The sequence below is a fragment of the Pantoea sp. CS_6 genome (assembly GCF_041954745.1).
Lineage (GTDB): Bacteria > Pseudomonadota > Gammaproteobacteria > Enterobacterales > Enterobacteriaceae > Pantoea > Pantoea stewartii.
On record NZ_JAVAYG010000014.1, the window covers coordinates 26310 to 52215 of the forward strand.

Annotated in this window: 23 protein-coding genes; 2 read left to right on the forward strand and 21 right to left on the reverse strand. The window is 55.3% G+C overall.

Annotated elements, in window-relative coordinates; all coding sequences use genetic code 11:
- Positions 1 to 50: 50 nt before the first annotated feature.
- The 3 genes from lolE to lolC are packed head-to-tail and all read right to left on the reverse strand — an operon-like array spanning position 51 to position 3191.
- Entirely contained in the window at positions 51 to 1295 is a 1245-nt protein-coding gene (lolE, locus tag RAC90_RS18515; protein WP_033737541.1) for a lipoprotein-releasing ABC transporter permease subunit LolE, read from the reverse strand.
- Positions 1295 to 1999: a lipoprotein-releasing ABC transporter ATP-binding protein LolD gene (gene lolD, locus RAC90_RS18520; protein WP_033737542.1), complete on the reverse strand. Its 705-nt coding sequence runs from the start codon at positions 1997 to 1999 to the stop codon at positions 1295 to 1297. The genes lolE and lolD overlap by 1 nt, the downstream gene beginning before the upstream one ends.
- Positions 1992 to 3191: a lipoprotein-releasing ABC transporter permease subunit LolC gene (gene lolC, locus RAC90_RS18525; RefSeq protein WP_033737765.1), complete on the reverse strand. Its 1200-nt coding sequence runs from the start codon at positions 3189 to 3191 to the stop codon at positions 1992 to 1994. Before lolC ends, lolD begins: the two co-directional genes overlap by 8 nt.
- A gap of 408 nt (positions 3192 to 3599) precedes the next feature.
- Between lolC and mfd the strand changes: the two genes are divergently transcribed.
- Positions 3600 to 7049 carry a transcription-repair coupling factor gene (mfd, locus tag RAC90_RS18530; RefSeq protein ID WP_054687919.1) on the forward strand — a complete coding sequence of 1150 codons (3450 nt, stop codon included), beginning with the start codon at positions 3600 to 3602 and terminating at the stop codon, positions 7047 to 7049.
- Between the two features lie 138 nt (positions 7050 to 7187).
- Here mfd and RAC90_RS18535 read toward each other — a convergent pair whose 3' ends face one another.
- The 9 genes from RAC90_RS18535 to hinT all read right to left on the reverse strand — a co-directional run bounded on the left by RAC90_RS18535 (position 7188) and on the right by hinT (position 15054).
- A complete protein-coding gene (locus RAC90_RS18535) occupies positions 7188 to 8492 on the reverse strand; it encodes an MFS transporter (protein WP_375124638.1) in 1305 nt (434 codons plus the stop codon).
- 425 nt (positions 8493 to 8917) lie between these two features.
- Positions 8918 to 9460 carry a glycine zipper 2TM domain-containing protein gene (locus RAC90_RS18540; RefSeq protein ID WP_033737545.1) on the reverse strand — a complete coding sequence of 181 codons (543 nt, stop codon included), beginning with the start codon at positions 9458 to 9460 and terminating at the stop codon, positions 8918 to 8920.
- Positions 9461 to 9736: 276 nt separating this feature from the next.
- Complete coding sequence (locus RAC90_RS18545; RefSeq protein WP_039341063.1) at positions 9737 to 11041, reverse strand: NAD(P)/FAD-dependent oxidoreductase; 1305 nt, start codon at positions 11039 to 11041, stop codon at positions 9737 to 9739.
- Between the two features lie 202 nt (positions 11042 to 11243).
- The gene (ycfP, locus tag RAC90_RS18550; RefSeq protein ID WP_006118847.1) at positions 11244 to 11786 is read right to left on the reverse strand and encodes an alpha/beta hydrolase YcfP; all 543 of its coding nucleotides are present in this window, start codon (positions 11784 to 11786) and stop codon (positions 11244 to 11246) included.
- Between the two features lie 39 nt (positions 11787 to 11825).
- Positions 11826 to 12866, reverse strand: a complete 1041-nt coding sequence (nagZ, locus tag RAC90_RS18555) for a beta-N-acetylhexosaminidase (protein WP_039341068.1) — start codon at positions 12864 to 12866, stop codon at positions 11826 to 11828.
- Positions 12867 to 12905: 39 nt separating this feature from the next.
- Complete coding sequence (gene thiK, locus RAC90_RS18560; protein ID WP_375124639.1) at positions 12906 to 13718, reverse strand: thiamine kinase; 813 nt, start codon at positions 13716 to 13718, stop codon at positions 12906 to 12908.
- Positions 13702 to 14304, reverse strand: coding sequence for a penicillin-binding protein activator LpoB (lpoB, locus tag RAC90_RS18565; protein WP_324028636.1), 603 nt, complete (start codon positions 14302 to 14304; stop codon positions 13702 to 13704). Before lpoB ends, thiK begins: the two co-directional genes overlap by 17 nt.
- A 10-nt stretch (positions 14305 to 14314) precedes the next feature.
- Positions 14315 to 14683 carry a YcfL family protein gene (locus RAC90_RS18570; protein ID WP_033737550.1) on the reverse strand — a complete coding sequence of 123 codons (369 nt, stop codon included), beginning with the start codon at positions 14681 to 14683 and terminating at the stop codon, positions 14315 to 14317.
- Between the two features lie 20 nt (positions 14684 to 14703).
- On the reverse strand, positions 14704 to 15054 hold the full coding sequence (gene hinT, locus RAC90_RS18575; RefSeq protein WP_006118842.1) for a purine nucleoside phosphoramidase: 351 nt from the start codon (positions 15052 to 15054) through the stop codon (positions 14704 to 14706).
- 616 nt (positions 15055 to 15670) lie between these two features.
- Between hinT and RAC90_RS18580 the strand changes: the two genes are divergently transcribed.
- Positions 15671 to 17245, forward strand: coding sequence for a methyl-accepting chemotaxis protein (locus tag RAC90_RS18580; protein ID WP_324028637.1), 1575 nt, complete (start codon positions 15671 to 15673; stop codon positions 17243 to 17245).
- A 114-nt stretch (positions 17246 to 17359) separates the two neighbouring features.
- On the opposite strand, the gene ptsG is transcribed toward RAC90_RS18580, so the two are convergent.
- The 9 genes from ptsG to fabG form a co-directional block, all read right to left on the reverse strand.
- Complete coding sequence (gene ptsG / locus RAC90_RS18585) at positions 17360 to 18796, reverse strand: PTS glucose transporter subunit IIBC (RefSeq protein WP_006118840.1); 1437 nt, start codon at positions 18794 to 18796, stop codon at positions 17360 to 17362.
- Between the two features lie 290 nt (positions 18797 to 19086).
- Positions 19087 to 19878 carry a metal-dependent hydrolase gene (locus tag RAC90_RS18590; protein ID WP_039341084.1) on the reverse strand — a complete coding sequence of 264 codons (792 nt, stop codon included), beginning with the start codon at positions 19876 to 19878 and terminating at the stop codon, positions 19087 to 19089.
- 11 nt (positions 19879 to 19889) lie between these two features.
- The gene (gene holB, locus RAC90_RS18595) at positions 19890 to 20879 is read right to left on the reverse strand and encodes a DNA polymerase III subunit delta' (RefSeq protein ID WP_324028638.1); all 990 of its coding nucleotides are present in this window, start codon (positions 20877 to 20879) and stop codon (positions 19890 to 19892) included.
- Positions 20876 to 21511: a dTMP kinase gene (tmk, locus tag RAC90_RS18600; protein ID WP_039341090.1), complete on the reverse strand. Its 636-nt coding sequence runs from the start codon at positions 21509 to 21511 to the stop codon at positions 20876 to 20878. Before tmk ends, holB begins: the two co-directional genes overlap by 4 nt.
- Entirely contained in the window at positions 21501 to 22520 is a 1020-nt protein-coding gene (gene yceG, locus RAC90_RS18605; RefSeq protein ID WP_006118836.1) for a cell division protein YceG, read from the reverse strand. Before yceG ends, tmk begins: the two co-directional genes overlap by 11 nt.
- The gene (gene pabC / locus RAC90_RS18610; RefSeq protein WP_375124640.1) at positions 22517 to 23332 is read right to left on the reverse strand and encodes an aminodeoxychorismate lyase; all 816 of its coding nucleotides are present in this window, start codon (positions 23330 to 23332) and stop codon (positions 22517 to 22519) included. Before pabC ends, yceG begins: the two co-directional genes overlap by 4 nt.
- Before the next feature lie 121 nt (positions 23333 to 23453).
- Positions 23454 to 24695: a beta-ketoacyl-ACP synthase II gene (gene fabF, locus RAC90_RS18615; protein ID WP_033737555.1), complete on the reverse strand. Its 1242-nt coding sequence runs from the start codon at positions 24693 to 24695 to the stop codon at positions 23454 to 23456.
- 85 nt (positions 24696 to 24780) lie between these two features.
- Positions 24781 to 25017, reverse strand: a complete 237-nt coding sequence (gene acpP / locus RAC90_RS18620; RefSeq protein ID WP_003849865.1) for an acyl carrier protein — start codon at positions 25015 to 25017, stop codon at positions 24781 to 24783.
- A 152-nt stretch (positions 25018 to 25169) separates the two neighbouring features.
- Positions 25170 to 25904: a 3-oxoacyl-ACP reductase FabG gene (gene fabG / locus RAC90_RS18625; protein ID WP_006118833.1), complete on the reverse strand. Its 735-nt coding sequence runs from the start codon at positions 25902 to 25904 to the stop codon at positions 25170 to 25172.
- Positions 25905 to 25906 lie beyond the last annotated feature (2 nt).

The following is a 25906-nucleotide window of genomic DNA, read 5'->3' on the forward strand; positions in this document are numbered from 1 at the left end:
TCCAAAGAACAGGGCCGACAGCGCAGCATGAACGGCGCTGTCCGGTACGACTACTGTCCACTCAGGACACGCGCCGGATCGATACGGCTGGCGCGCCGTGCGGGATACCAACTTGCCAGCAGGCTTAGCACAATAGCGGTAATCAGCACTGAAAACACGTCCAGCCAGTGCAATTCAGACGGCAGGAAGTCAATGAAGTAGATATCGCCGGCTAACAAATGGTGACCGGTCAGCGTTTCCAGACCTTTCATCAGCGATGTCAGATTCAGCGCCACCAGTACACCGACCACCACGCCGCTCACGCTGCCCAGCAGGCCTGCCAGCAGGCCGTACCAGATAAAAATTGCCCGAATCAGACCATCTTTTGCGCCCAGCGTCCGCAGAACGGCGATATCACTGCTCTTGTCTTTAACGGCCATCACCAGTGTCGACACAATGTTGAAACAGGCGACGCCGATCACCAGCACCATGGCCAGGTACATGATGGCGCGAATCATCTGGATATCGCGGTACATATAACCGTAGGTGCCAATCCAGCTTTTGATATACACGTAAGCGTGCGTCACTTCACCCGCCGCGCGCACCAGTTTGGCCGCCTGGAAGGGATCGTTCATCTTCAGCGCGATGCCGGTCACGCTGTCACCCATATCCAGATACTGCTGCGCGTCCGCCAGCGGCACCAGAGCCAGGCTGTGATCCAGCATTCCGCTCAGCTGCAAAATACCGCTCACCTGCAGGCGAATACGTTTGGGTTGCAGGAGCTTATTCTCACCGTCGTTGTTCGGGATCATGATGGTGATCCAGTCGCCCTGCTTCACGTTGAGCGCCTTTGCGATACCACCACCGAGGATGATTTGTTGTTTCCCTGCCGCAAAGGATGACCAGGCATTGTCGGTGACAAAAGAAGGTAAGGCACTCAGCCGTGGCTCCTGTGCCGGATCCACGCCTTTCACCTGCAACGCTTCCATCTTCGCGCCACTTTCAATCAGGCCGGTAAAGTTGACATAGGGCGCGGCAGCCGCGATGCCAGGCACCTGCTCAATCGGCGCGATCAATGACTGCCAGCGCTGAAAAGGCTGATTAACGGCTTCGATTTCACCGTGCGGGACCACGGCAAGAATGCGTTTATTCAGCTCACGCTCGAAGCCGTTCATGGCGCTCAGGCCAATGATCAGCACCGCAACGCCGAGTGCAATGCCCACGGTGGAAATCACCGAGATCAGCGACACCATGCCGCCGCGACGACGGCCACGGCTAAAACGCAGCCCCAGTAACAGTGATAGCGACGATCCCATCAGACCGCTCCCGCCAGGATAATCTGATCGCTGAGCTGGCCGTCGCGCATTTCCATCTGACGCGTCATGCGTTTTGCCAGATGCAGATCGTGGGTGACCACCAGAAACGCCGTGCCCTGACGCACATTCAGCTCCCCCAGCAGTTCAAAAATGGCATCCGCATTGCGGGCATCCAGGTTACCGGTAGGCTCATCAGCCATGACCAGGCGGGGACGATTCACCAGCGCACGGGCAATCGCCACGCGCTGACGCTCACCACCAGACAGTTCAGACGGACGATGGGCGGCGCGGTGTTCCAGCCCGACGGCGGCCAGCATTTCCCGCGCGCGTGCCTGGGCTTCGCCTTTAGCGGTTTTGCCAATCAGCAGCGGCATTGCGACGTTTTCCAGCGCGCTAAAGTCGGGCAGCAGGTGGTGAAACTGGTAGATAAAGCCCAGTTCGCGGTTACGCAGTTCGGCCTTATCAGAAGAAGACATGCTGTTCAGCGAACGCCCGTCAAACACCACATCGCCCGCAGTGGGCGTATCCAGGCCGCCCAGCAGGTGCAGCAGGGTACTTTTTCCTGACCCTGAACTGCCGACAATCGCCATCAGTTCACCAGGTTGCACATCAAAATTCACGTTGCGCAGTACGTCGGTCTGTACGCTGCCTTCCTGATAGCGTTTGCACAGGTCGCGGCACTGCAACAAAGGAGAGTTACTCATAGCGTAAAGCCTCAGCGGGTTGTACGGCGGCAGCGCGCCATGAAGGGTAAAGCGTAGAAAGCAGCGCAATCACCATTGCGCTGAAGGCGATAGTCACCACCTGCCACAGATTAATATCCACAGGCAGCGCGGCACCGTCCAAAAACAGGCCAATGACCGGCATCAGGTTATTAAGCTGGCTGGCTAACAGGACGCCAAGCAGCGCCCCGAGCAACGTGCCAATAATCCCGGCACTGGCACCCTGCACCATAAAAACGGCGACAATCTGACGGCGGGTTAATCCCTGGGTTTGCAGAATGGCCACTTCACCCTGCTTCTCCATGATCAGCAGGCCCAGCGAGGTGATGATATTGAAGGCCGCAACGGCAATGATCAGGCTCAGCAGCAGCCCCATCATGTTTTTCTCCATACGCACGGCCTGGAATAAATCCCCTTTGCGTTCGCGCCAGTCTTTCCAGACCATGCCCGCGGGCAGAGCCTGTTGGCTCACGCTGTCAACCTCAAGCGGCTTATCCAGCCACAGACGCCAGCCGGTGATGTTGCCCGCGGGATAGCGCATAATGCGCGACGCATCCTGCTGATTAACCAGAATCTGATAGCCATCAACTTCGCTGTTAGCCGCATACGTGCCCGCCACGGTAAACAGGCGCTGGCTCGGCACGCGCCCCATGGGCGTGAACTGGCTGACGGACGGCACCATCAGGCGGATCTGATCACCCCGTTTCACGCCCAGCTGCGAGGCCAGTTGTTCGCCCAGGATGACGTTATACTGACCGGGCTGTAACACGCTTTGCGGCGTGTTAACGAGAAAAGGCGTCAGGGGATCCTTTTCGTCCGGCTGGATCCCCAGCATCACCCCGACTGAGACGTTGTGTGCACTTTGCAGCACCACATTACCGGTGGTCAGCGGCGCGATGCGGTCAACGCCGTTGAGCTTGAGCGCAGAGGCAGGGAATTGCTGCGGATTGATGCTGCCCGTGTTGCTGGTGATCAGCGCCTGTGGCATCAGGCCCAGGATGTTGCCCTCAAGCTCGCGCTCGAAACCGTTCATCACAGACAGCACAGTAATCATGGCCAGCACGCCAAGCGTGATACCAATGGTGGAGAGCCAGGAGACAAAGCGACCGAAACGATCCGCTGCTCTTCCGCGCATGTAGCGCAGACCGATAAATAGCGCGACAGGTTGATACATGGTATCCAATGTGCAGTTGCTGGAAAATAAGTAGAGAGGATGATAAAGGAGCTGTGCACTTTATGAAACCTCTAACCCTCTGAGTCTGCTGCAAAGTTGTATCAGAATAGGTTAGCAGACGGTTTGATGCACAGGATTAAGCCACAAAGATGATGTTTATCGTACGATCATCCACGCCCCACATCGGTATACTTATTCGGGTAAAGCGGTGACGGCTATGACCGTGACTCTGATGTACCCGATTCACTTTCCTGCGAGCCCTGTTCGCAAAAAAGATTTACACACAGCAACCCTTCTGCATCGCCTGCATCAGGCGAAGCGGCAGAAAAAATCTGCCGCAGAGGTGATCCCCATGGCGTATTATGGAATGATGACGCCCTGGTAAAAATGGAGCAACCTCGAGATCACATGTCCGAACCGACTCGCTATACCCTGCCCGTGAAATCAGGCGACCAACGCCTGCTCGGTCAGCTGACTGGCGCTGCGCACGCGGTTGAGTGTGCCAGCATCACTGAGCGCCATGCAGGTCCGGTGTTAATGATTACACCCGATACGCAAACCGCCCTGCGTCTGCTGGACGAGATTCGTCAGTTTACCGATTTACCTGTTACCCACCTTGCGGACTGGGAAACGCTGCCTTATGACAGCTTCTCACCCCACCAGGATATTATCTCGGCACGTCTGTCCACCCTGTATCAGTTGCCCACGCTGCAACGCGGCATGCTGATTATGCCGGTCAACACGCTGATGCAGCGCGTTTGTCCTCACAGCTACCTGCACGGTCATGCGCTGGTGATGCAGCAGGGCCAGAAACTGTCACGCGACCGCCTGCGCGACCAGCTTGAACAGGCCGGCTATCGCCATGTCGATCAGGTGATGGAGCACGGCGAGTACGCCACACGCGGCGCCCTGCTCGATCTGTTCCCGATGGGCAGTGATCAGCCCTACCGTATTGATTTTTTTGATGACGAGATCGACAGCCTGCGCCTGTTTGATGTCGACAGCCAGCGAACGCTGGAAGCCGTTCCCGCCATTAATTTGCTGCCGGCCCATGAATTTCCCAGCGATAAAACAGCCATTGAACTGTTCCGTAGCCGCTGGCGTGAAAACTTTGATGTGCGCCGTGAGGCAGAGCATATTTATCAGCAGGTGAGCAAAGGCACCCTGCCGGCCGGTATTGAATACTGGCAACCGCTGTTCTTCGACCAGCCGTTACCGTCGCTGTTTAGCTATCTGCCTGACAACACGTTGATCGTGAACTGTGGCGATCTGGAAGGCAGTGCCGAGCGCTTCTGGCAGGATGCGAATGCGCGTTACGAAAACCGCCGTGTCGATCCCATGCGCCCGCTGCTGGAGCCGACCACGCTGTGGCTGCGCCCGGATGCCTTAATGGGGGAACTCAAAGCCTGGCCGCGTATCCGTATGACCCATGAGGTGCTGCCGGCCCGGGCCGCCAATACCAACCTGGGCTATGAATCCCTGCCCGATCTGTCCGTTCAGGCGCAGGCGAAAGCGCCGCTGGATCATTTACGTCAGTTCCTGGAACAGTTTACCGGTGACGTGGTGTTTTCCGTTGAAAGCGAAGGCCGCCGTGAAAGCCTGCAGGAGTTGCTGGCGCGCATTAAAGTACGGCCGAAACCCATTCGTCATCTGCGCGAGGCCCGGGAGGCACAGTATGGTCTGATGATCGGTGCCAGCGAGCGTGGCTTTGTGGATACGCAGGGGAAGCTGGCTTTCATCTGTGAAAGCGATTTGCTGGGCGAACGCATCAGCCGCCGCCGCCAGGATACGCGCCGCACCATTAATCCGGACATCCTGATTCGCAACCTGGCGGAACTGCATCCGGGGCAGCCTGTGGTGCACCTTGAACACGGCGTCGGGCGCTACATCGGCCTGACCACGCTTGAAGCCGGCGGCATTCAGGCAGAGTATTTGATGCTCTCCTATGCCAATGACGCCAAGTTGTACGTCCCGGTTTCCTCCCTGCATCTTATCAGTCGTTATGCCGGCGGTGCCGACGAAAATGCACCGCTGCATAAACTGGGCAGCGATGCCTGGTCGCGCGCGCGGCAGAAAGCGGCGGAGAAAGTGCGCGACGTGGCCGCTGAACTGCTGGATATCTATGCTCAGCGTGCCGCCAAGGCCGGGTTTGCCTTCAAACATGACCGTGATCAGTATCAACTGTTCTGCGAAAGTTTTCCGTTTGAAACCACACCCGATCAAACCCAGGCCATCAATGCCGTGTTAAGTGACATGTGCCAGCCGCTGGCCATGGATCGTCTGGTGTGCGGTGATGTGGGCTTTGGTAAAACCGAAGTCGCCATGCGCGCGGCCTTCCTGGCGGTGGAGAACAACAAGCAGGTGGCGGTGCTGGTTCCCACCACCCTGCTGGCTCAGCAGCATTACGATAATTTCCGTGACCGCTTCGCTAACTGGCCGGTGCGCATCGAAATGCTGTCACGCTTCCGCAGCGCCAAAGAGCAGAATCAGATTTTGCAGGAGGCCAGCGAAGGCAAAATTGATGTGCTGATTGGCACTCACAAGCTGTTGATGAGCGACATTAAGTGGCACGATCTGGGCTTACTGATCGTCGATGAAGAACACCGCTTTGGCGTGCGTCATAAAGAGCGCATCAAGGCGATGCGCGCCGATGTGGATATCCTTACGCTGACCGCCACGCCGATTCCCCGTACGCTGAATATGGCCATGAGCGGGATGCGCGACCTGTCCATCATCGCCACGCCACCCGCGCGTCGTCTGGCGGTAAAAACCTTTGTACGGGAATACGACGACTTAGTGATTCGCGAAGCCATTTTGCGTGAAATTTTGCGCGGTGGTCAGGTCTATTACCTGTATAACGATGTCGAAAATATCGAGAAAGCCTCGCAGCGGCTGGCGGAACTGGTGCCGGAAGCGCGCATTGCCATTGGTCACGGACAGATGCGCGAACGCGATCTGGAACGGGTGATGAATGACTTCCATCATCAGCGTTTCAATGTTCTGGTATGTACCACCATCATCGAAACCGGCATTGATATTCCGACGGCGAATACCATCATTATTGAACGGGCCGATCACTTCGGGCTGGCACAGCTACATCAGTTGCGCGGTCGCGTGGGCCGTTCGCACCATCAGGCTTATGCCTGGCTGCTGACCCCACATCCCAAAGCCATGACGACCGACGCGCAAAAACGTCTGGAAGCCATCGCCTCCCTGGAAGATCTGGGGGCAGGCTTTGCGCTGGCTACGCACGATCTCGAAATTCGGGGTGCCGGTGAACTGCTGGGTGAAGAGCAAAGTGGTCAGATGGAAACCCTGGGCTTCTCGCTGTACATGGAACTGCTGGAAAATGCGGTCGATGCATTGAAAGCCGGTCGCGAGCCTTCGCTGGAAGATCTCACCAGTAACCAGACCGAAGTGGAACTGCGCATGCCTGCCCTGCTGCCGGAAGACTTTATTCCGGACGTGAATACCCGTTTATCGCTGTATAAACGCGTAGCCAGTGCCGAAACGGAAGAGGAGTTGCAGGAGCTGAAGGTGGAAATGATCGATCGCTTCGGTCTGTTACCCGATCCGGCGCGTAATCTGCTGGACATCGCCGTGCTGCGCATGAAAGCGCGAGCGGTGGGCGTGCGCAAAATTGAAGCCAGCGACAAAGGCGGTTATTTTGATTTTGCTCCGCAGAACAGTGTCGATCCGGCCTGGCTCATTGGTCTGCTGCAGAAAGATGCAAAGCAGTGGAAACTGGAAGGTCCGACACGGTTACGCTTTACCCGTGAGCTGACGGAACGAAAGGTGCGCATGGACTGGGTGCAGTCATTTATGAACCAGTTACTGGAAAATCAGGTCGCGTCTTAACCGCGCTTATCGTTTTGCTTCATTGTGCTGACAAGCCGCCTTACGGCGGCTTTTTTTATGGTTGGCTGAGAAGTGCGTATCATGCGCCTGTTTCCGCTGCCACGCTTTTCATCAGGAGCGTGCATTCATGCCGTGGTGTCAGACAGGCTTTTTATGCGGATCACACGGTGACTGACGTCGGCCAATCAACAGCGCGCCAAGGCAGGCACAGGACGTGACCAGCATCAGGGGCGTCAGCGCATAGGTAAAACTCCCCGTGCTGGTGCGAATTAAGCCAATTAGCCAGGTGCCCACAAACACACCCAGATTATTAAGGGCATTGATTTGCCCGATGACCACAGCCGCCGCGCTGGCGGGGATCATCTCGGTTGCCATCGCCCAGAACGGGCCCTTAATCATCGACGCTGCGGTAATGGTCAGGCAAAGCACCATCAGCATCGGCCAGAGATGAGTAACATACATGCTGGCCGCAAGACCGGTCGCTCCCAGCAATAACGGAAAAGCGGTGTGCAGACGACGCTCGCCTGTCTGGTCAGAGTGACGTCCCCACAGATACATCATCAGGCTCGCCACCGCGAACGGAATGGCATTGACTAAGCCAATCTGAATAACGCTCAGGTTAAAGGTTTTAATGATTTGAGGTTGCCATAATGCCAGACCATTGGTAACGGCGGTTCCGCCCAGATAAATAAGCGTCAGCAGCAGCACGCGCGGACTGAACAACGTGGCGAACAGGCTGACGCGCGGGGTTGTCGGGGCGGTACTTTTCTGCTCTTCCGCCATCGTATGGCGTAACCAGCTGCTTTCCTGCGGGCTCAGCCATTTAGCCTCCAGAGGCTGCCTCGGCAACATCAGAAAAGTCAGGAAGCCCAGCGCGACAGCCGGCGCACCTTCAAGGATAAATAACCAATGCCAGCCACGCAGGTTCATCAGGCCATCGAAATTAAGCAGTGCGGCGGACAGCGGTGAACCCAGCACGCTGGACACCGGCAGCGCCATCATCAGGATGGCCACCATTTGTCCACGATAACGTTTGGGAAAACAAAGCGTAAAGTAATAAATGACGCCTGGGAAAAAGCCGGCTTCCGCGATCCCCAGTAAAAACCGGAGAAGATAAAAAGATACCGGGCCCTGCGCCATTGACATGCCCGCCGCCAGCAATCCCCATGCAATCATGACGGCAGACAGCCAGCGGGTTGCGCCCACTTTTGTCATTACCATATTGCAGGGCACGGCGAAAAGGCAGTAGGCAAAGAAAAACAGCCCTGCACCCAGGCCGTATGCGGCAGCGGATAAGCCGATGTCGCCATTCATTTGTAATGCCGCAAAGCCGACGTTGACGCGGTCCAGGGACGCCAGAAAATAGCCTACCGTAAACAGCGGCATCAGCCGCCATGCCATCTTGCGCACCGTGCTGTGCTCGACTGAGGTGTTATCACGCATTGAACTGTTCCCTTTTACTTTTGCACCGAAGCAAACCGGTTTTGTTATCAACGGTTAGCCTGCTTTCTCAATGCATTTGATAAGAAAGAGTAATTAAGCGTAATGCTCTTTCCCTGACTGTGCACTTTGTTCTAAATATGTAAAAATCCAGCAAGTAATGTGTTACAAAAACTGTCCTGACGTGACTGTCTGTGAATCGCGTGAATGAAAATGTCAGCCTGACGCCGCCGCTTTAACGCAGCCATATTTACCGGGCAGCGGGGATCTGATGCATAAGGTCAGCCACGCACGGCGAGCAGCCTGGAAGAGGCTATCGTTCGGTTGCGCGCTTTAGCGTTCGGATAAGCAAAAAAAAGCGCATCCGGAGATGCGCTTATCATTTTTGTTATGTGTGCTGTGTGACCGCAGTGCGGCAAGCTTTGCCCTTAAGCCTTGTCGCCGTTCAGGATCAATTGTCCGTTACGGTCAACCGGAATACGCGTACCCGGATCGTTTTCCATACGGATTTTACCCTGCTGGTCGCCGATCTTATAGGTTACGTCATAACCCAGCATCTTTTCTTGTTTGTCGTATACGGTTCTGCAACGCTGTTCAGACGTCGTATAGGTATCACGATCCTGCAGGCCGCCCTGAACCTGGTTACCGGCATAACCGCCTGCCAGCGCACCGGCTACCGTTGCGACATCGCGTCCGCGACCGCCGCCAAACTGATGACCCAGCACACCGCCCGCTACCGCACCCAGTACTGAACCGGCGATACGGTTTTCATCCTGAACCGGACGACGATGCGTCAGCGTCACGTTACGACATTCCTGACGCGGTTGTTTGATAGATTCTTTTATTGGTGTTGCTGACAGCACCTGTGCGTATTGAGGACCGCGGTCAAACACGTTAATGCTTGCTACGGCGGCAACACCCAGTGCCGCTGCCACGCCAATACCGATACCCGCTAACATTGATTTATTCACAGGAAGTTCCTCCTGAAAGTGTTACCGCGCATTCCTGCCGCTGGATATCCCTCACAGCACTGGCAGAACCGGCGTGCGCGACTCGCCGTTTGGTTGAGATAAGTTTTACAGATGTAAAGCTTTTGCAATATCGGAATTTGGGAAGAAAATCGCGCCAACAGTGGTACTACCACGTTTTCGGAGAGTTCTGAACAGAAATGACAGCGTAAAATCGTGCGCGGGTTTCGCCACCGGAACAGCACCGGTGGCGAAGTCAGACGAATCCGCCCCGTACTCTTAGTGCAGTTTCAGCCGGGGGCGAATCACCCGGTTCAGGCTCCCCACCACCATCATCAGGCCAGTTTTGATATAGCCATGCAGGGCGACCTGATGCATGCGGTACAGGGAGATATAGACAACACGGGCGATGCGCCCTTCAATCATCATAGAGCCGCGCATCAGGTTGCCCATCAGGCTTCCCACCGTACTAAAGCGCGACAGCGACACCAGCGAGCCGTGGTCTTTATAGACGTAGGCTTTCAACGGCTTGCCCCGGTACTGCAGCAGGATGTTATCCAGCGCACAGGACGCCATCTGATGAGCTGACTGCGCACGCGGTGGCACGAATCCGCCACCCGGCAAGGCACAGGAGGCACAGTCGCCGATAGCGTAGATATCCTCATCCAGCGTGGTTTGCAGCGTGTCTTTGACCACCAGCTGATTAATGCGATTCGTTTCCAGTCCACCGATGCCTTTCATAAAATCAGGCGCTTTGATGCCCGCAGCCCAGACCATTAAATCGGCTTCGATAAATTCGCCGCTCTTCGTGTGCAGGCCCTGCTTATCTGCGCTGGTGACCATTGTTTGTGTCAGCACGCGAACACCCAGCTTTGACAGTTCCTGATGGGCCGCCGCCGAAATACGCGGTGGTAAGGCTGGCAGGATACGTTCGCCCGCTTCCACCAGCGTTACGTTCAGCGCTTCGCTGTCGAGCGCCTTATAGCCATAGCTGTGCAGTTGCTTCACGGCATTATGCAGCTCCGCCGACAGCTCAACGCCTGTTGCTCCGCCCCCGACGATGGCGATATTGACCTTCTCCAGCGCCCCTTCACTGGCCGAGAATTTCAGGAACAGGTTGAGCATTTCGTTATGGAAACGGCGAGCCTGTTGCGGGTTATCGAGAAAAATGCAGTGATCTTTGACGCCCGGCGTCCCAAAGTCGTTTGAGGTACTGCCCAGCGCCATCACCAGCGTGTCGTAGGCCAGTTCGCGCTCGGGCACTAATACGTCCCCCTGCGCATTGACCACTTCGGCCAGCTGAATCACTTTCTTTTCGCGGTTGATGTTAGTGAGCGAACCCAGCTGGAACTGGAAACCGTGATTACGGGCATGCGCCAGATAACTCAGCGCATCAATCCCTTCATCCATCGATCCGGTAGCGACTTCATGCAGCAGCGGCTTCCACAAGTGACTGTGGTTGCGATCGACCAGAATAATCTCGGCTTTCTTTTTACGCCCCAGCTTGTGGCCCAGTTGCGTGGCCATTTCCAGCCCGCCGGCACCGCCGCCAACAATAACAATTTTCTTAACAGATGCAGTCAACAAGGACCCCCTCAAATTGTGAACCAAAAGTTAATCAATGGTTAAATTAAACCTTAATAAACATAGGGTTGGCGACATAACATCGCTATCTGAAGGCAGAATACCATGACGGCCCCGGATGGGCCTCAGAAAATTGATGTACATCAAATTTAGCAGACTGTTCCTGGCATAGAGCCCGGCATCGTGCGGTTGCCGCGTTGTGTTAAACGGTGGTTTTGAAGGCGTTGATTCGCTGGAGATGGGGCGAGAGATTCCTGAACTTATGGCTTTCGCTTTCGTCCCAGATAAGGGGGTAATAAGGCTGGAGCAGCGTCGCGGTGCGCTGGCTGTCAAGCGCCTCATCATGACGCGCTAAAATGGTCAGGCAGCGGTCACGATTACGCTCGCGAAAATCGCTGACGCACTTGGTGGCTATATCCAGGTACTCTTCAGGACGATCAATCCTGCCTTCCATGGTCTCGAAGGGAAAGAGGTTGGGGTTAAACAGGACCTGACGGATACCGCATAAAAAACCAATACGCTCGGACCAGTAGCCTCCTAAGCCGACCCCGCAGATCAGCGGACGGGGATCATCACTGAGGCCCAGCATTTTATCCGTTTCTTTCAGCAGAAATTGCATGTCGTGTTTAGGATGACGGGTGCTGTAACTGATGAGTCTGACATCAGGATCGATAAACTGCAGTTGCAACACTTTTTCGTGGTTGCCCGGGCTCGTCGCGTCAAAACCGTGCAGATAAATAATCATGTTTATCCTCTATGGCTGTCGCGCCGGGCAACCTGATGGCTATAACGCGGCTTTATGTGCCAGCCAGCGCGCCTGTAGCGCACTGAGCTGCTGCGCATTGTCTTTCCAGCGGCGACTCGCTTTCAGGCTCTCCCGGCTCAGGGTTCCACGATGATACAACTGCATGACAGGCTCCGCTTCGATCAGGGTCAAATTATCTATGACACTGACGGCGCCCTTGCGATCGTTACAAACCAGAACCATGTCACAACCGGCAGACAGTGACTGCTGCGCACGCTCCGCATAGCTGCCCATCACGGCGGCACCTTCCATGGAGAGATCGTCAGAGAAAATCACGCCCTTAAAGCCCAGTTCCTGGCGTAACACCGTTTTCAGCCAGTAGGGTGATCCGCTGGCAGGAAGCGGGTCCGCTTCGCTGTAGATCACATGGGCAGGCATAATGGCATCCAGCGCCTGTTCATGAATCAGCGTACGGAAAATGGCCATATCGTGCTCGCGCACCTCGGCTTCACGGCGATTGTCGCGCGGGGTTTCTTTATGGGAATCTGCGCTGACCGCACCATGACCGGGGAAATGCTTACCGGTCGTCTTCATTCCCGCCTCATGCATACCGGCAATAAAGCGGCGCGCTATCGCGAGAGCGATCTGCGGATCCGCGTGAAATGACCGGTCGCCAATGGCCGCACTGATGTGGCCGATATCCAGCACCGGCGCAAAGCTGATATCGATATCCATCGCTATCATTTCGGCGGCCATCTGCCAGCCTGCCTGCTGGGCCAACTCCCCTGCCGTGCTCATATCGTGGAGCGCAGCAAATGACTGCATCGCCGGTAGTGTGGTGAAGCCGTCACGAAAACGCTGTACCCGACCACCTTCCTGATCGACGGCCACAACCAGACGAGTGTGCGACGCGGCGCGGATCTGACGGACCAGCTCGGCCAGTTGCGCCGGATCGTGGTAATTGCGGGCAAAAAGAATCACGCCACCCACCAGCGGATGGCGCAGTATGTCGCGCTCTTCGGCATCCAGCTCGAAACGCTCAACGTCCAGCATGAGTGGGCCGGGAAAACGTGTTGTCATAACCTGTATCCTGTCTCTCTGCGCCTCTGCGCAAAGCCGTTAAATCTGTGACCAGCTCTGTTGAGCCAGCTGTTGTAATTGGGCATCGCCACTCTGTTCTGCGCGCAGTTGATACCAGCTGGCCACTAGCAGGTGCAGCCATGGTTGCCAGCGACGAACCTGACGCTGAAGTGAAGCCAGCGGTAACTGCATCCGCTCAGCATAGTCGGTTAGCCAACCGGTTTGCTGATCCGGCACGGCTAAACAGACGGCGGCCAGCTCCAGCGCCACATCCCCGTCCGCGGCATATTCCCAGTCGATAAGATGCAGCCCCTGCGATGACTGGATCAGGTTGGCAGGATGAACATCCATATGCAGCGGGGCAAGGCGCAACGGACGCGGCTCCCCCTGCTCTGTCAGCCGTTTTAGCTGGCGCAGCCAGCAATACTGACGCTGCTGGCACTGCTGCCAGTATTGCCACAGCAGGGGTAACAGCACGACACGATAACCGGTCAGCGGCTGGTGATGAAGCCGCTGGAGGAGCGTAATCACCTCGTACTGCTGTGCACGAAAACCCGCCTCATCCAGCACCTCACCTTCCTGCCAGGGCAGGATAAGGCCATGGCGGTTACCCGCCAGCGGCGCGTTCACCAGCCCGCTGGGCTGCAACTTGCGCAACACACGGTGCTCGCGCTGGCGATTAACGAACGGTATCGCGGGATGCGGTGCCGGGCGGAGAAGATAGCGTCCCTGTGCGGTCAGGATGCGACAACTCTGCCCGGTTAAGCCCGCGAGTGAGGTCAGGTTGACCGGCTGCTCACCCGTTGTAGCCTGAATCAGCTGTAAAAAAGCGGTATTAATTCTGGGCGACACCGTTGCCCGACCAGATAATTTCGCCCGTCTGCACCAGCATGAGCTGCATCTGGATGGTCGGCGTTTTGACGTCACCCTTCGCCGTGCTGTAAAGCACATACTGGGCGTTAACGTTACGCGCCAGGCCAATCGCTTTACTGCGTGAGTTAAGACTGTCGTCCGGCGAAAGCCCCAGCGCCTGTTTGGCCTGCGCCAGCTGCTCCGGCGACACCAGGCTGAACTTACCATTGTTGTTCAGCGCCGTCTGAATGGCACTGGTTGCCTTCTCCGACTGGAGTGAACCGTTGGTGTTGTTTTTGATACGATCTACCAACAGCACGCTGCCCGGCTGCACAGTTGCGGCACGCACCATTTGGGCGACCAGCGGCTGTACGGTGGCATCCCAGTTAATTGTCACCAGCTTTGGCGGCTGCGGAACGGGTTGAGGCTGAGGAACCGGCTGCGGCTCAGGCTGAGGAACGGGCTGAGTCTGTTCCTCGGGCTGAGTTTGCTGTTCCACGGGGGCAGGCTGCTGCTGTTTCAACACACAGCCCGAAAGAATAAGCGCCATCATCAGTGCGCCAATACGATTAACACTGCGAATCACGTAACAGTCCTCAGAGATAGATATAGAGACGAACCTTGCTGGCCGTCAGGTTACCCAGTTGCGACACCGCAGCGACGCTGCCGTCAGGCGGCACCGTGACAATCTGCGCGGGTTCACGCGGCGTTATTTCCAGCCCTTTATCGTCGTACCAGTAATAACGATAGTGCACCACAACCGGCGTTTCACGCTGATTGTAGAGTATGCTGCTGGCACGTTTCTGACCGTCGTGGTCATCCAGCGTGGGCTCATCGGTAATAATGCCCGCTGAAAGCACGGATGATTCCATCACCAGCGACTGAGACGTATTGATCATCGGTTTATCACTACTGCAACCGGTCAGACTCAGCAAAACGGCCAGTCCTGTCAGCCATGAACGCATAGCAAGGTCCCCTTCAGGGATCAATGTGACAGCATCGGACCAAGCGGTTTACCGCCTACCAGATGCATATGAATATGGTAAACTTCCTGACCACCGTGCTGATTGCAGTTGACGATCAGGCGATAACCCTCTTTATCAATCCCTTCTTCACGCGCAATCTTCGCCGCCGCCGTGAACATCCGGCCAAGCGCCTGCTCATGTGCCGCCTCAACATCGTTGGCGGTCGGGATAAGAATGTTAGGGACAATCAGGATGTGCGTGGGGGCTTTAGGCGAGATATCGCGAAACGCCGTGACCAGTTCATCCTGATAAACCACGTCGGCGGGAATTTCGCGACGGATGATTTTACTGAAAATCGTTTCTTCAGCCATAGAGAGCAGTTCCTTTAGCCTGGGTAGATAATCTCTCAGTATGCGGGAGAAATTCGTTTTCTTTCAACCTCGCGCCGCTCTTTCTTACATTAAGTGGCGGTGTTTAACGCATTTCCGCCCTTATAAGGGCACGAAACGGGCCTTTCCATTTTTATCACCCCACAGTCAGTATCGTCTCCTTTCCTGCGACCTGCCGGGTAATGAAACGATCACGTATCTCTGGTTTTCACGCGCAGCAGCCCTGCAAACGTTGGGTCGTTGCCACAGTCTCCGCTCCCCTGCTGTCCTGGCCGGGTTGACGGATATCACCCGCTGTCTTTCCGTGCAACAACAGCCCTTTCTGCTCTACGCACTGTTGACCCCAACAGTCGGCTCATCCACAGCGTGACGGGCGTTGCTTAAGTCCCTGCATTACTGAGCGGGGGTAACAGCAAAAGGTTGCAACATTTGATCATTAAAGCCCTATCATTTCTTGCCGAAACTATAAATAACGTGTCGGATTAGTTTGATCCCGAGCCCGTCGCGTTTTACACCGCTTCAGGCCGTTAAATCTTGATGCGCAATAACGTGCCTGAATGAAAACGATTACAATTAACCGTTAAACAGGATGTTAATTATGCGATTCTTACAACGCGTTAAACTGTCACACCGACTGATTTTTCTCACCGCTTTTTTCCTCATCGCCATGGTCATTATTGCCGTTATCTGTCTTCATTCTCTCAGAACACTGGCGGCGTCAGAACAGCAGTTATACACATCGCGGCTTGAACCGGTTCAGATGATGAACGTGGCGGCCCGCGAAATGGCGACCCACTTTCGTCGGGGCTATGCGTATGTTTTTCCGGGTGGCAACGTCACCGCGGCCGAATCCCGTCAAAATACGGTAAAATTTAACCAAAAATCACAGCAGTCGGTCCAGACCGCAGTGGATTTTCTGAAACAGTCCCAGGATCCCGCATTGGTCGCGATTACGCAAAAAGTGTTGCAGGCCTGGCCGGACTATCTGGCCTCTATGCAGCGGGTTTATGCGCTGGCGAACAATAACGACATTCCGGGCGCCCTGAAGGAAATTGCCACGCACACCGACCGTCTGCACGTCGCTGTCAGAGATCCGCTGCTGGAGGCCGTGAAGATTTACAACGCCTCTGTGCATCAGGTCATTGATGACAATGTTTCCCACATAGACAGTACCTCGTTCACGCTCATTCTGTTAATCGGTCTGACCTTCCTCGCCGGCGGCGTACTCGGTACGCTGATTTTTATCTCCGTCATGAAGCAACTGGGGGCGGAACCGGAAGTGGCGGTCCACATGGCGGGACTGATTGCGCGTGGTGACCTTCACGGGCACAACGAAACAAAACCCGGTGATACCTCCAGCCTGATTTTTCAGTTGTCTGTGATGCGTCAGCACATCCGCGATCTGATCAGTGAAGTTCAGGACGCCGCTGAGCAGGTGGCAAAATCCTCCGCAGAAATCGCCAACGGCACGCAGGATTTGTCACGCCGTACCGAGTCTCAGGCATCTGCACTGGAAGAAACCAGCGCCTCAATGGAACAGCTCTCTTCGGCAGTACAGAGCAATGCAGATAATGCGCGGGTGGCCAATGATGTCGTCAAACACGCGTTTCAGATTGTGGCCAGCGGCGGCCAGTCCGTCTCGGATGTAGAAGAGACCATGCACGCTATCCAGGACAGCAGCAGCCGGATAGGGGAAATCATTAGCGTGATTGACGGCATTGCTTTTCAGACCAATATCCTGGCGCTTAACGCGGCGGTCGAAGCGGCCCGGGCGGGCGATCAGGGACGGGGTTTTGCTGTGGTAGCCGGTGAGGTTCGCAGTCTGGCACAACGCAGTGCCGTGGCGGCTCAGGAAATCAAAGCGTTGATTACGGAGAGCCACTCGCGGGTAGCAACCGGGGTGAATAATGTCAGCGTGGCGGGCGAGACCATGAAGGCGGTGGTGAAAGAGATTCATCGCGTTAACGATCTGGTTGCCGAAATCAGCACCGGAAGCCATGAGCAGAGCACCGGCGTGAAACAGGTCGGCATTGCCGTGGCGCAGATGGACAGCGATACGCAGCAGAATGCGGCACTGGTTGAAGAAACGGCGGCGGCCACAGCTCAGTTGCAACGGTTGTCCGATCTGCTGTTGCAGACGACCTCTAAATTTGTGACGCGTCAGGCCAGCTAAAGCCAGCCCAAAACAGGTTATCGCCGTCATGCCGTTATGTCATGCCATAAAAAAACAGCGTTGAGTCGGAACTCAACGCTGTTTATGAAAGGCAAAAACGTACGCTACGGCCTGTTACATTTTACGGATATAGTCATCCATATCGGTTTTCAGGTTATCAGATTTGGTGCCGAAAATGGCCTGAACCCCTGAACCTGCCACGACCACACCGCGTGCACCCAGGTTTTTCAGTTCTGTTTGATCGACCTTGCTGACATCCGCCACGCTGACGCGCAGACGGGTAATACAGGCATCCAGGTTGGTAATGTTATCTTTACCGCCAAACGCCGTAACCAGTTTGCCCGCCATTTCGGTGCCGGTTGCTGATGACGACTGCTCGCTGGCGCTGTCTTCACGGCCTGGCGTTTTCAGATCCAGCTTAACGATCAGCACACGGAACACGGTGTAGTAAACCGCCGCATAAATCATCCCGATGATCGGGAACAGCCAGATTTTGCTGCTGTTACCACTCAGAACGATAAAGTCGATCAGTCCGTGAGAGAAGCTGGTGCCATCACGCATGCCGAGCAGAATACAAATCGGGAACGCCAGACCGGCCAGGATCGCATGGATGACATACAGGACAGGCGCAACGAACATGAACGAGAATTCGATCGGCTCGGTAATCCCGGTCAGGAACGAGGTCAGTGCAGCCGAAATCATGATGCCGCCCACTTTCGCCCGGTTTTCTGGTTTTGCCGAATGCCAAATCGCAATGGCGGCCGCAGGTAAGCCATACATCTTAAACAGGAAGCCCCCCGACAGTTTACCTGCGGTTGGGTCACCCGCCATATAGCGCGGAATATCGCCGTGGAAGACCTGACCTGCCGCATTGGTATATTCACCAATCTGCATCTGGAAAGGGACGTTCCAGATGTGGTGCAGACCAAATGGCACCAGCGCACGTTCAACCACGCCGTAAATACCAAAAGCGACCACAGGGTTCTGATAGGCTGCCCACTGTGAGAAATCCTGAATCGCTGAACCGACCGGCGGCCAGATAAATGACAGTACCAGGCCCATCGCGATAGCCGCCAGACCGGAAATAATCGGCACAAAGCGCTTGCCCGCAAAAAAGCCCAGATACTCAGGCAGCTTGATGCGATAGAAGCGGTTGAACATGTAAGCCGCGATGGAGCCGGCAATAATACCGCCCAGCACACCGGTGTCCGCCAGGTGTTTGGCCTCAATTTCTGCCGCAGGCAGATGCAGCACTAACGGTGCCACCACGGCCATGGTTTTCACCATGATGCCATAAGCCACTACCGCCGCCAGGGCCGAAACGCCATCGTTATTGGTGAAGCCCAGCGCAACACCGATGGCAAAAATCAACGGCATATTCGCAAAGACCGAGCCGCCCGCTTCCGCCATAACATGTGAGACGACCACAGGTAACCAGCTGAAATTGGCGGAACCTACTCCTAATAAAATACCGGCGATAGGCAGAACCGACACCGGCAGCATGAGCGATTTACCAACTTTTTGTAAGTTGGCAAAAGCGTTTTTGAACATAACGTGAAACTCCTGAGTATGAGTGCGTTTTTCGCGCAGTGCGCGTGGTAAAGAGGGAGGTTCTTTACCGGTTGACGTTATCCGCCATTTTGATTTATTACGAAGGGTAAAATAAATTACGCCTCGTTACTTTGACGGCTATCACGTTTCGCAAACCAGAGCGCTCAGACGGGTAAACATACGTGCATAACCGCCTATTTTTTCAGCGAAATCCTCTGACTCTGTTGGACAAAAACAGAGTCAGCAGCGGATATTTCGTATTTATTACAAAGCCTGAAATAAACTAACTGTCAGGCGCCGAGGCGGCTCATGGGGATATGGAAAAGCGTGGAGAAATTCTGCGTGGTGGTTGCCGCCAGCGTCTCGATATCCACGCCTTTCAGTACCGCCAGATAGTCCGCTACATCGCGTGTATAGGCCGGTTGATTCTCCTTGCCGCGATAAGGTACAGGTGCCAGATAGGGCGAATCGGTTTCAACCAGAATACGATCAAGGGGAACATAGCGTGCCGCCTCGCGTATCTGCTCAGCATTGCGGAACGTCACGATCCCTGAGAAAGAAATGTAGAACCCCATATCCAGCAGCTTCGCCGCTGTCGCCTGATCTTCCGTAAAACAGTGTAGTACACCGCCGCAGCGTTCAACCTGTTCTTCACGCAGAATCGCCAGAGTATCTTCACGCGCATCACGCGTGTGCACGATGATCGGCTTGTTCAGCGCGATCCCGGTACGGATATGCTCGCGAAACGAGTGCTGCTGCTGCGCTTTGGTTTCCTGCTGGTAATAATAATCCAGTCCGGTTTCACCCAAGGCCACCACCTGTGGATCGGCGGCCAGCCGACGGAATTCGTCGACATCGTAAGGTTCCTCCTGGTTCAGCGGATGTACACCGCAGGAGAGTGCGATATTTTCGCGACCGCCTACCAGCGCCTTTAACGTGCTAAAGCCAGGTAACGTTGTGGCAATCGCCAGCATAAACCTGACGTCGCGCGCTGCCGCTTTGGCGATCACGTCATCAAGATCCTGATGGTTTTTTTCATAGTCAAGGCCATCAAGATGGCAGTGGGAATCAACAATAAACATAGTTTTCTCAGTCAGCCGGGTACTGCGGGCTTCAGGTTGTCCGCCCAGCTCAGTAGCCTGTCAGTTAACAAAAGTTCACGATTCACTGCCGCAACCTCTGACAGCGTTTCGCGGCAGCGCATCCAGTCCTGAGCGCTGTTGTTCAGCGCCGTTTGCGAGAAATGCTGCGCCAGCATCGCCACTACATCCTGACGATCCACATTGATCAGCCACTGTGTCGCACCCTGCTGCCACTTGATGGCATCCAGTATCAACGCCAGCAGCCAGCCTATGCGCGTGCCTGGGTTATCAGTATTCAGTACTGGAAGCAGTTGCAGGATGTCCTGTTGCAGGGCGCTGGCAAGGGCATCACAGAGTGCCTGCCTTGCCTGCCATGCTCGCTCATCCAGCAGCGCCAGGGCGGCACCGGGCGCGCCCGCACTCAGGCGCAGCGCAGCCAGTAAGTGTGACTCGTCATACGCTCCCTGCTTTCTGAGCCATGCCAGACTGTGGGCTTCGTCTGGCGGTGCCAGCGTTAACACCATACAGCGGCTGCGCAGCGTCGCCAGCAAACGCGAAGGTTCACGACTGCTCAGAAAGAACCAGCTGTTTGCCGGCGGTTCTTCAAGGGTTTTCAGCAAGGCGTTCGCTGCCGCATCACTGAGCTGCGACGCATCGGGCAGCCAGACGACTTTAGCCCCGCCCTGCTGTGCATGGTGGTACATTTTTTCCGTCACCTGGCGCACGGCATCAATGCCGAGCGTGGCTTTGCCTTTTTCGGCTTCCAGCCGGTACCAGTCAGGATGCGTGTTTGCCTGCATCAGTTGACAGCCATGACAGTGACCGCAGCTTTTCAGTCCGTCGCGGCACTGACACATCAGCCAGCGGCTCATTCCCCACACCAGGGCATCATCGCCCATGCCTTCCATGGCATTCACCAGCAGCGCGTGATGCGCGCGATCCGCCTGGTGCTGTGCAATCACCTGCCGGTAAGGCTGGTTTAGCCAGGGATACCAGTTCATGCCCGCTGTTCCGCCAGCCAGGCAGACAATGTGGATTGCAGCGCGGTGGTCACCTGTTCCAGAGGCTGCGTCGCATCGATTGTCCGAATCGTCGCATCTTCCGCCGCCAGGGCCAGGTAGCGGTCACGCGTGCGTTCGAAAAAGCGCAGTGACTCCTGCTCGATGCGATCCAGCGCACCACGAGCGCGGGCACGTTGTAATCCTGTTTCCGGTGTGACATCCAGATACAACGTCAGGTCAGGACGAAAATCCCCCAGCACCGTATCACGCAATGTACGCATCAGTCCGGCATCAACCCCACGGCCGCCGCCCTGGTAAGCCTGAGAGGAGAGATCATGCCGATCGCCCACCACCCAGGCGCCGCGCGCAAGGGCCGGTTTAATCACGGTTTCGACCAGCTGGACACGGGCGGCGTACAGCATTAACAGTTCCGCTTTATCGGTCACCTGCTCGCCCTCAATGCCCTGCTTCACCAGAATACGGAGCTGTTCAGCCAGCGGCGTACCGCCGGGTTCACGGGTAAAGACGATGTCTTCAATCCCGTGTGCCTGTAACGTTGCCACAATGGCCTCACGGGCCGTGGTTTTTCCCGCGCCTTCCAGGCCCTCAATCACAATAAACTTACTGTCCATTTTTTTCCTTTAACGCAAGCCGGTAAGCCTGGACGGCCTTGTTGTGGCTGGCAAGATTGGTCGTGAACGTATGTCCACCTTTGCCATCCGCCACAAAATAGAGGTAGTTGGTTTTTTCCGGATGGGCGGCGGCAATCAATGAAGCCTTACTCGGCATCGCAATCGGGCCTGGCGGCAAACCACTGATGATATAGGTATTGTACGGCGTCGCTGTTTCCAGATCTTTGCGTGTCAGCGTGCCATTGTAGGCTGCGCCCATACCGTAAATCACGGTCGGATCGGTCTGCAGGCGCATGCCCGTCCGCAGTCGGTTAATAAACACAGAGGCCACTTTCGCCCGCTCTTCACTGACGCCCGTCTCTTTTTCAATGATCGACGCCATCGTCACCATCTCCTGCTCATTCTTGTAGGGCAGGTTGTCCATGCGGCCTTGCCAGACTTCATCAACCATCTTTTGCATTCGCTGATGCGCACGCGTCAGCAACGCAATATCCGTTGTATTGGCGGTATACAGATAGGTATCCGGGCAGAAGCTCCCTTCCAGCTGATTTTCATCCAGCCTGAGCGCCTTTGCCACGGTGGCATACTTATCATCAGGCAACGTATGTTTTACATAAGGTGCCTGGCGTAATTCACTCAGCCACTCCTGCAGGCGTTGTCCTTCTACAAAGCGCAGCGGGAACTGGGCCTCTTTGCCGCTGGCCAGCAACGCCAGTAGCTCGCGCACCGTCATTGACGGTTCCAGACGATAGGTCCCGGCTTTGAATTTTGCCAGTTCAGGCTCAAACTTCAGCAACGCGCCAAACCAGATGCTGTGGGGAATAATATGCTGACTTTCCAGCTGGGCTTCTAACGCCACACGGCCCGTCCCGGCGGGCAGCGTGTAAATCGTTTCCTGGGAAAGGGTCAGACGGCTGGCAGCAAGTTGCTTCACCTGCCAGTAGCTGACGCCTGCGGCCGCCAGCAGCACTGCCAGCACACCCGCAATAATTTTTTTGCTTCGACTCATTCTGCTTCCATTATCGTTTTACAGCTTGCCTGTAGCTGGTTAAACAATGTGCGTTGATGAAAGGTCACCGCATCAAGTTGTCGAACGGGCAAGACGGGCATGAGCGTATTACAGATGACAATTTCGTCTGCGGCTAACAGCGCCGCCAGCGTCGCCTGCACCACCTGACAACTCTGTCCTGCTGCACGTATTTGCGCTATCAGATTCTGCCGCATAATGCCGTCAACGCCAGCCTGATCCAGCCGGGGCGTAAAGATCGTGTTGCCGCTCCGCCAGAATAAATTGGCCGCACAGCATTCCACCACCCAACCTTCGGTGTCAAGCACCAGGGCTTCATCCGCGTCTGTCTGCTCAAGATGGGCACGAATCATCACCTGTTCAAGCCGGTTGAGATGTTTTAGCCCGGCAAACTGGGAGTTGCGTGCCAGCCGGACCGGACTGACCACCAGCCTGACACCGGTATTTTCTAACGCAGCATAGTGTCCGGGCCAGTCAGAGACCGAGACAATGCGCGTCGGCCCGCTACAGCCCGCACGACTGTAACCGCGTCCCCCACTGCCTGCGCTGATAATGACTTTAAGCACCGCGCTGTCATGGCCCGAGGCCGCCTGCAGCATTTCCCCCGCCAGAGCCTGCCAGTCAACATTCTGTAACCACAGGCGTTCGCAGCTTTGCTGTAGCCGCTGAATATGCCAGTCAAACAGCGCGATATTGCCCTTGATGATAGCGGCCGTGGTAAAGCAGCCATCGCCAAATTGTACGGCGCGATCGCGGGCCGTGAGATGAGATTGTTCGATGCCGTTAATCCACATTACCGCGTCTCCCGTATCGATATCGTGGTTGTCATGACGGTGATTTTATCGGTTTCTCTTCGTCGCTGGACAGAAAAAAGGCCCGCATAGCGGGCCTTTTAAGCAATCATAAACGCCAGGTTTAGATTTTACGGAAAATCAGTGAACCGTTAGTGCCACCGAAACCGAAAGAGTTACACAGCGTATATTCCAGTCCAGACACCTGACGTGCAGTGTGAGGAACGAAATCAAGATCGCAACCTTCGTCCGGGTTATCCAGGTTCAGGGTCGGTGGAACCGCCTGATCGCGCAGCGCCAGAATCGAATAGATCGATTCAACCGCGCCTGCCGCACCCAGTAAATGGCCGGTCATTGATTTAGTTGAGCTGACCATAACCTTGCTGGCAGCCTCACCAAACACTGATTTCACCGCCTGCGCTTCGGCTTTATCGCCTGCTGGCGTTGACGTGCCATGCGCGTTGACGTAACCGATCCTGTCAGGCGTCATCTGTGCATCACGCAGCGCATTGATCATCGCTGCGGCTGCGCCAGAGCCGTCTTCCGGTGGCGAGGTCATGTGGTAGGCATCGCTGCTCATCCCAAAGCCCACGATTTCCGCGTAGATTTTAGCGCCACGCTTCTTAGCATGCTCGTACTCTTCCAGTACGATAATGCCCGCGCCGTCGCCCAGTACAAAACCATCACGGTCTTTATCCCATGGGCGGCTTGCCGCCTGTGGGTTGTCGTTACGTGTAGACAGTGCACGCGCCGCGCCAAACCCACCTACACCCAATGGTGTACTGGCTTTTTCCGCGCCACCTGCCAGCATCACATCAGCATCGTTATAAGCGATGATACGTGCCGCATGACCAATGTTGTGAACGCCAGAAGTACAGGCGGTCGCAATGGAAATGCTGGGGCCTTTCAGGCCATACATGATGGTGAGATGTCCCGCCACCATATTGACGATTGTTGAAGGCACGAAGAAAGGGCTGATTTTACGCGGACCGCCGTTCACCAGCGAGGTATGGTTTTCTTCAATCAGACCCAAACCACCAATGCCCGAACCAATTGCCGCGCCAATCCGGCCTGCATTTTCCTCGGTCACTTCAAGACCGCTGTCCTGCATGGCCTGAATGCCTGCCACGATGCCGTACTGAATGAAGTCATCCATCTTGCGTTGATCTTTACGGGAAATAAAGTCATCGCAATTGAAATCTCTTACCAGACCTGCAAAGCGTGTTGCATAGGCGCTGGTATCAAAATGGTCGATCAGGTTAATGCCGCTCTGACCGGCAAGGAGAGCACTCCAGGTAGACTCTACGGTATTGCCGACAGGAGACAACATGCCAAGACCAGTCACAACTACACGACGCTTAGACACGTTCGTCCTCCAGGGAGGGAAAAAAATGACTATTGTGGGGCAAACATAAAACTCAGGCGGTCAATTGACCGCCTGAAGATATTCATTAGCCTTTGTGGCTATTGATATAGTCGATCGCTGCCTGAACGGTAGTGATTTTCTCAGCTTCTTCGTCTGGAATTTCAGTATCAAACTCTTCTTCCAGAGCCATTACCAGCTCAACGGTATCAAGAGAATCGGCACCCAGGTCTTCTACGAAAGATGCAGAGTTGGTCACTTCTTCCTCTTTCACACCCAGCTGCTCACTGATGATTTTCTTAACGCGTTGTTCGATATCGCTCATACTATTTAATTTCCTATCAAAACTCGCTTTCGCGATGGTTTTCGTAGTGTATAAAATGTTGAAAAAGATGCAACAAAATCCCGGCTGGTCTAACCACGATTTACGCTATTGTGCGGTTTTATACGCAAATAATGCAAATGATTTCGTGATTATCAGACCATATACATGCCGCCATTGACGTGCAGCGTCTCACCCGTGATGTAGGCTGCTTCGTCAGAGGCTAAGAATGCAACAGCATTAGCAATTTCCTGCGCTTCGCCTAAGCGACCCGCAGGCACTTCTGCCAGAATACCGGAACGTTGATCTTCGTTCAGTGCCCGCGTCATGTCGGTCTCTATGAAGCCCGGAGCCACGACGTTGACGGTAATGCCACGTGACGCGATTTCCCGCGCCAGTGATTTGCTAAAGCCAATCAAACCCGCTTTTGCTGCAGCATAGTTTGCCTGACCCGCATTACCCATGGTTCCGACAACGGAACCAATGGTGATGATACGTCCCATGCGCTTTTTCATCATGGCACGCATCACCGCCTTAGAAAGACGGAAAACTGATGTGAGGTTGGTATCAAGGATATCCTGCCACTCATCGTCTTTCATACGCATCAGTAAATTATCACGCGTAATGCCTGCATTATTGACCAAAATGTCCACTTCGCCAAATTCAGCGCGAATTTTCTCTAAAACGCTGTCGATGGAAGCGGCATCTGTCACATTTAACAGCAGGCCCAGTCCCTTATCGCCAAGGTAAGCACTGATCGCATCGGCACCACTTTGGCTGGTTGCAGTTCCCACCACTTTTGCACCACGTGCAGCCAGGGTTTCTGCAATCGCACGGCCAATGCCGCGGCTCGCGCCCGTTACCAGCGCTACTTTACCTTCAAAGCTCATGA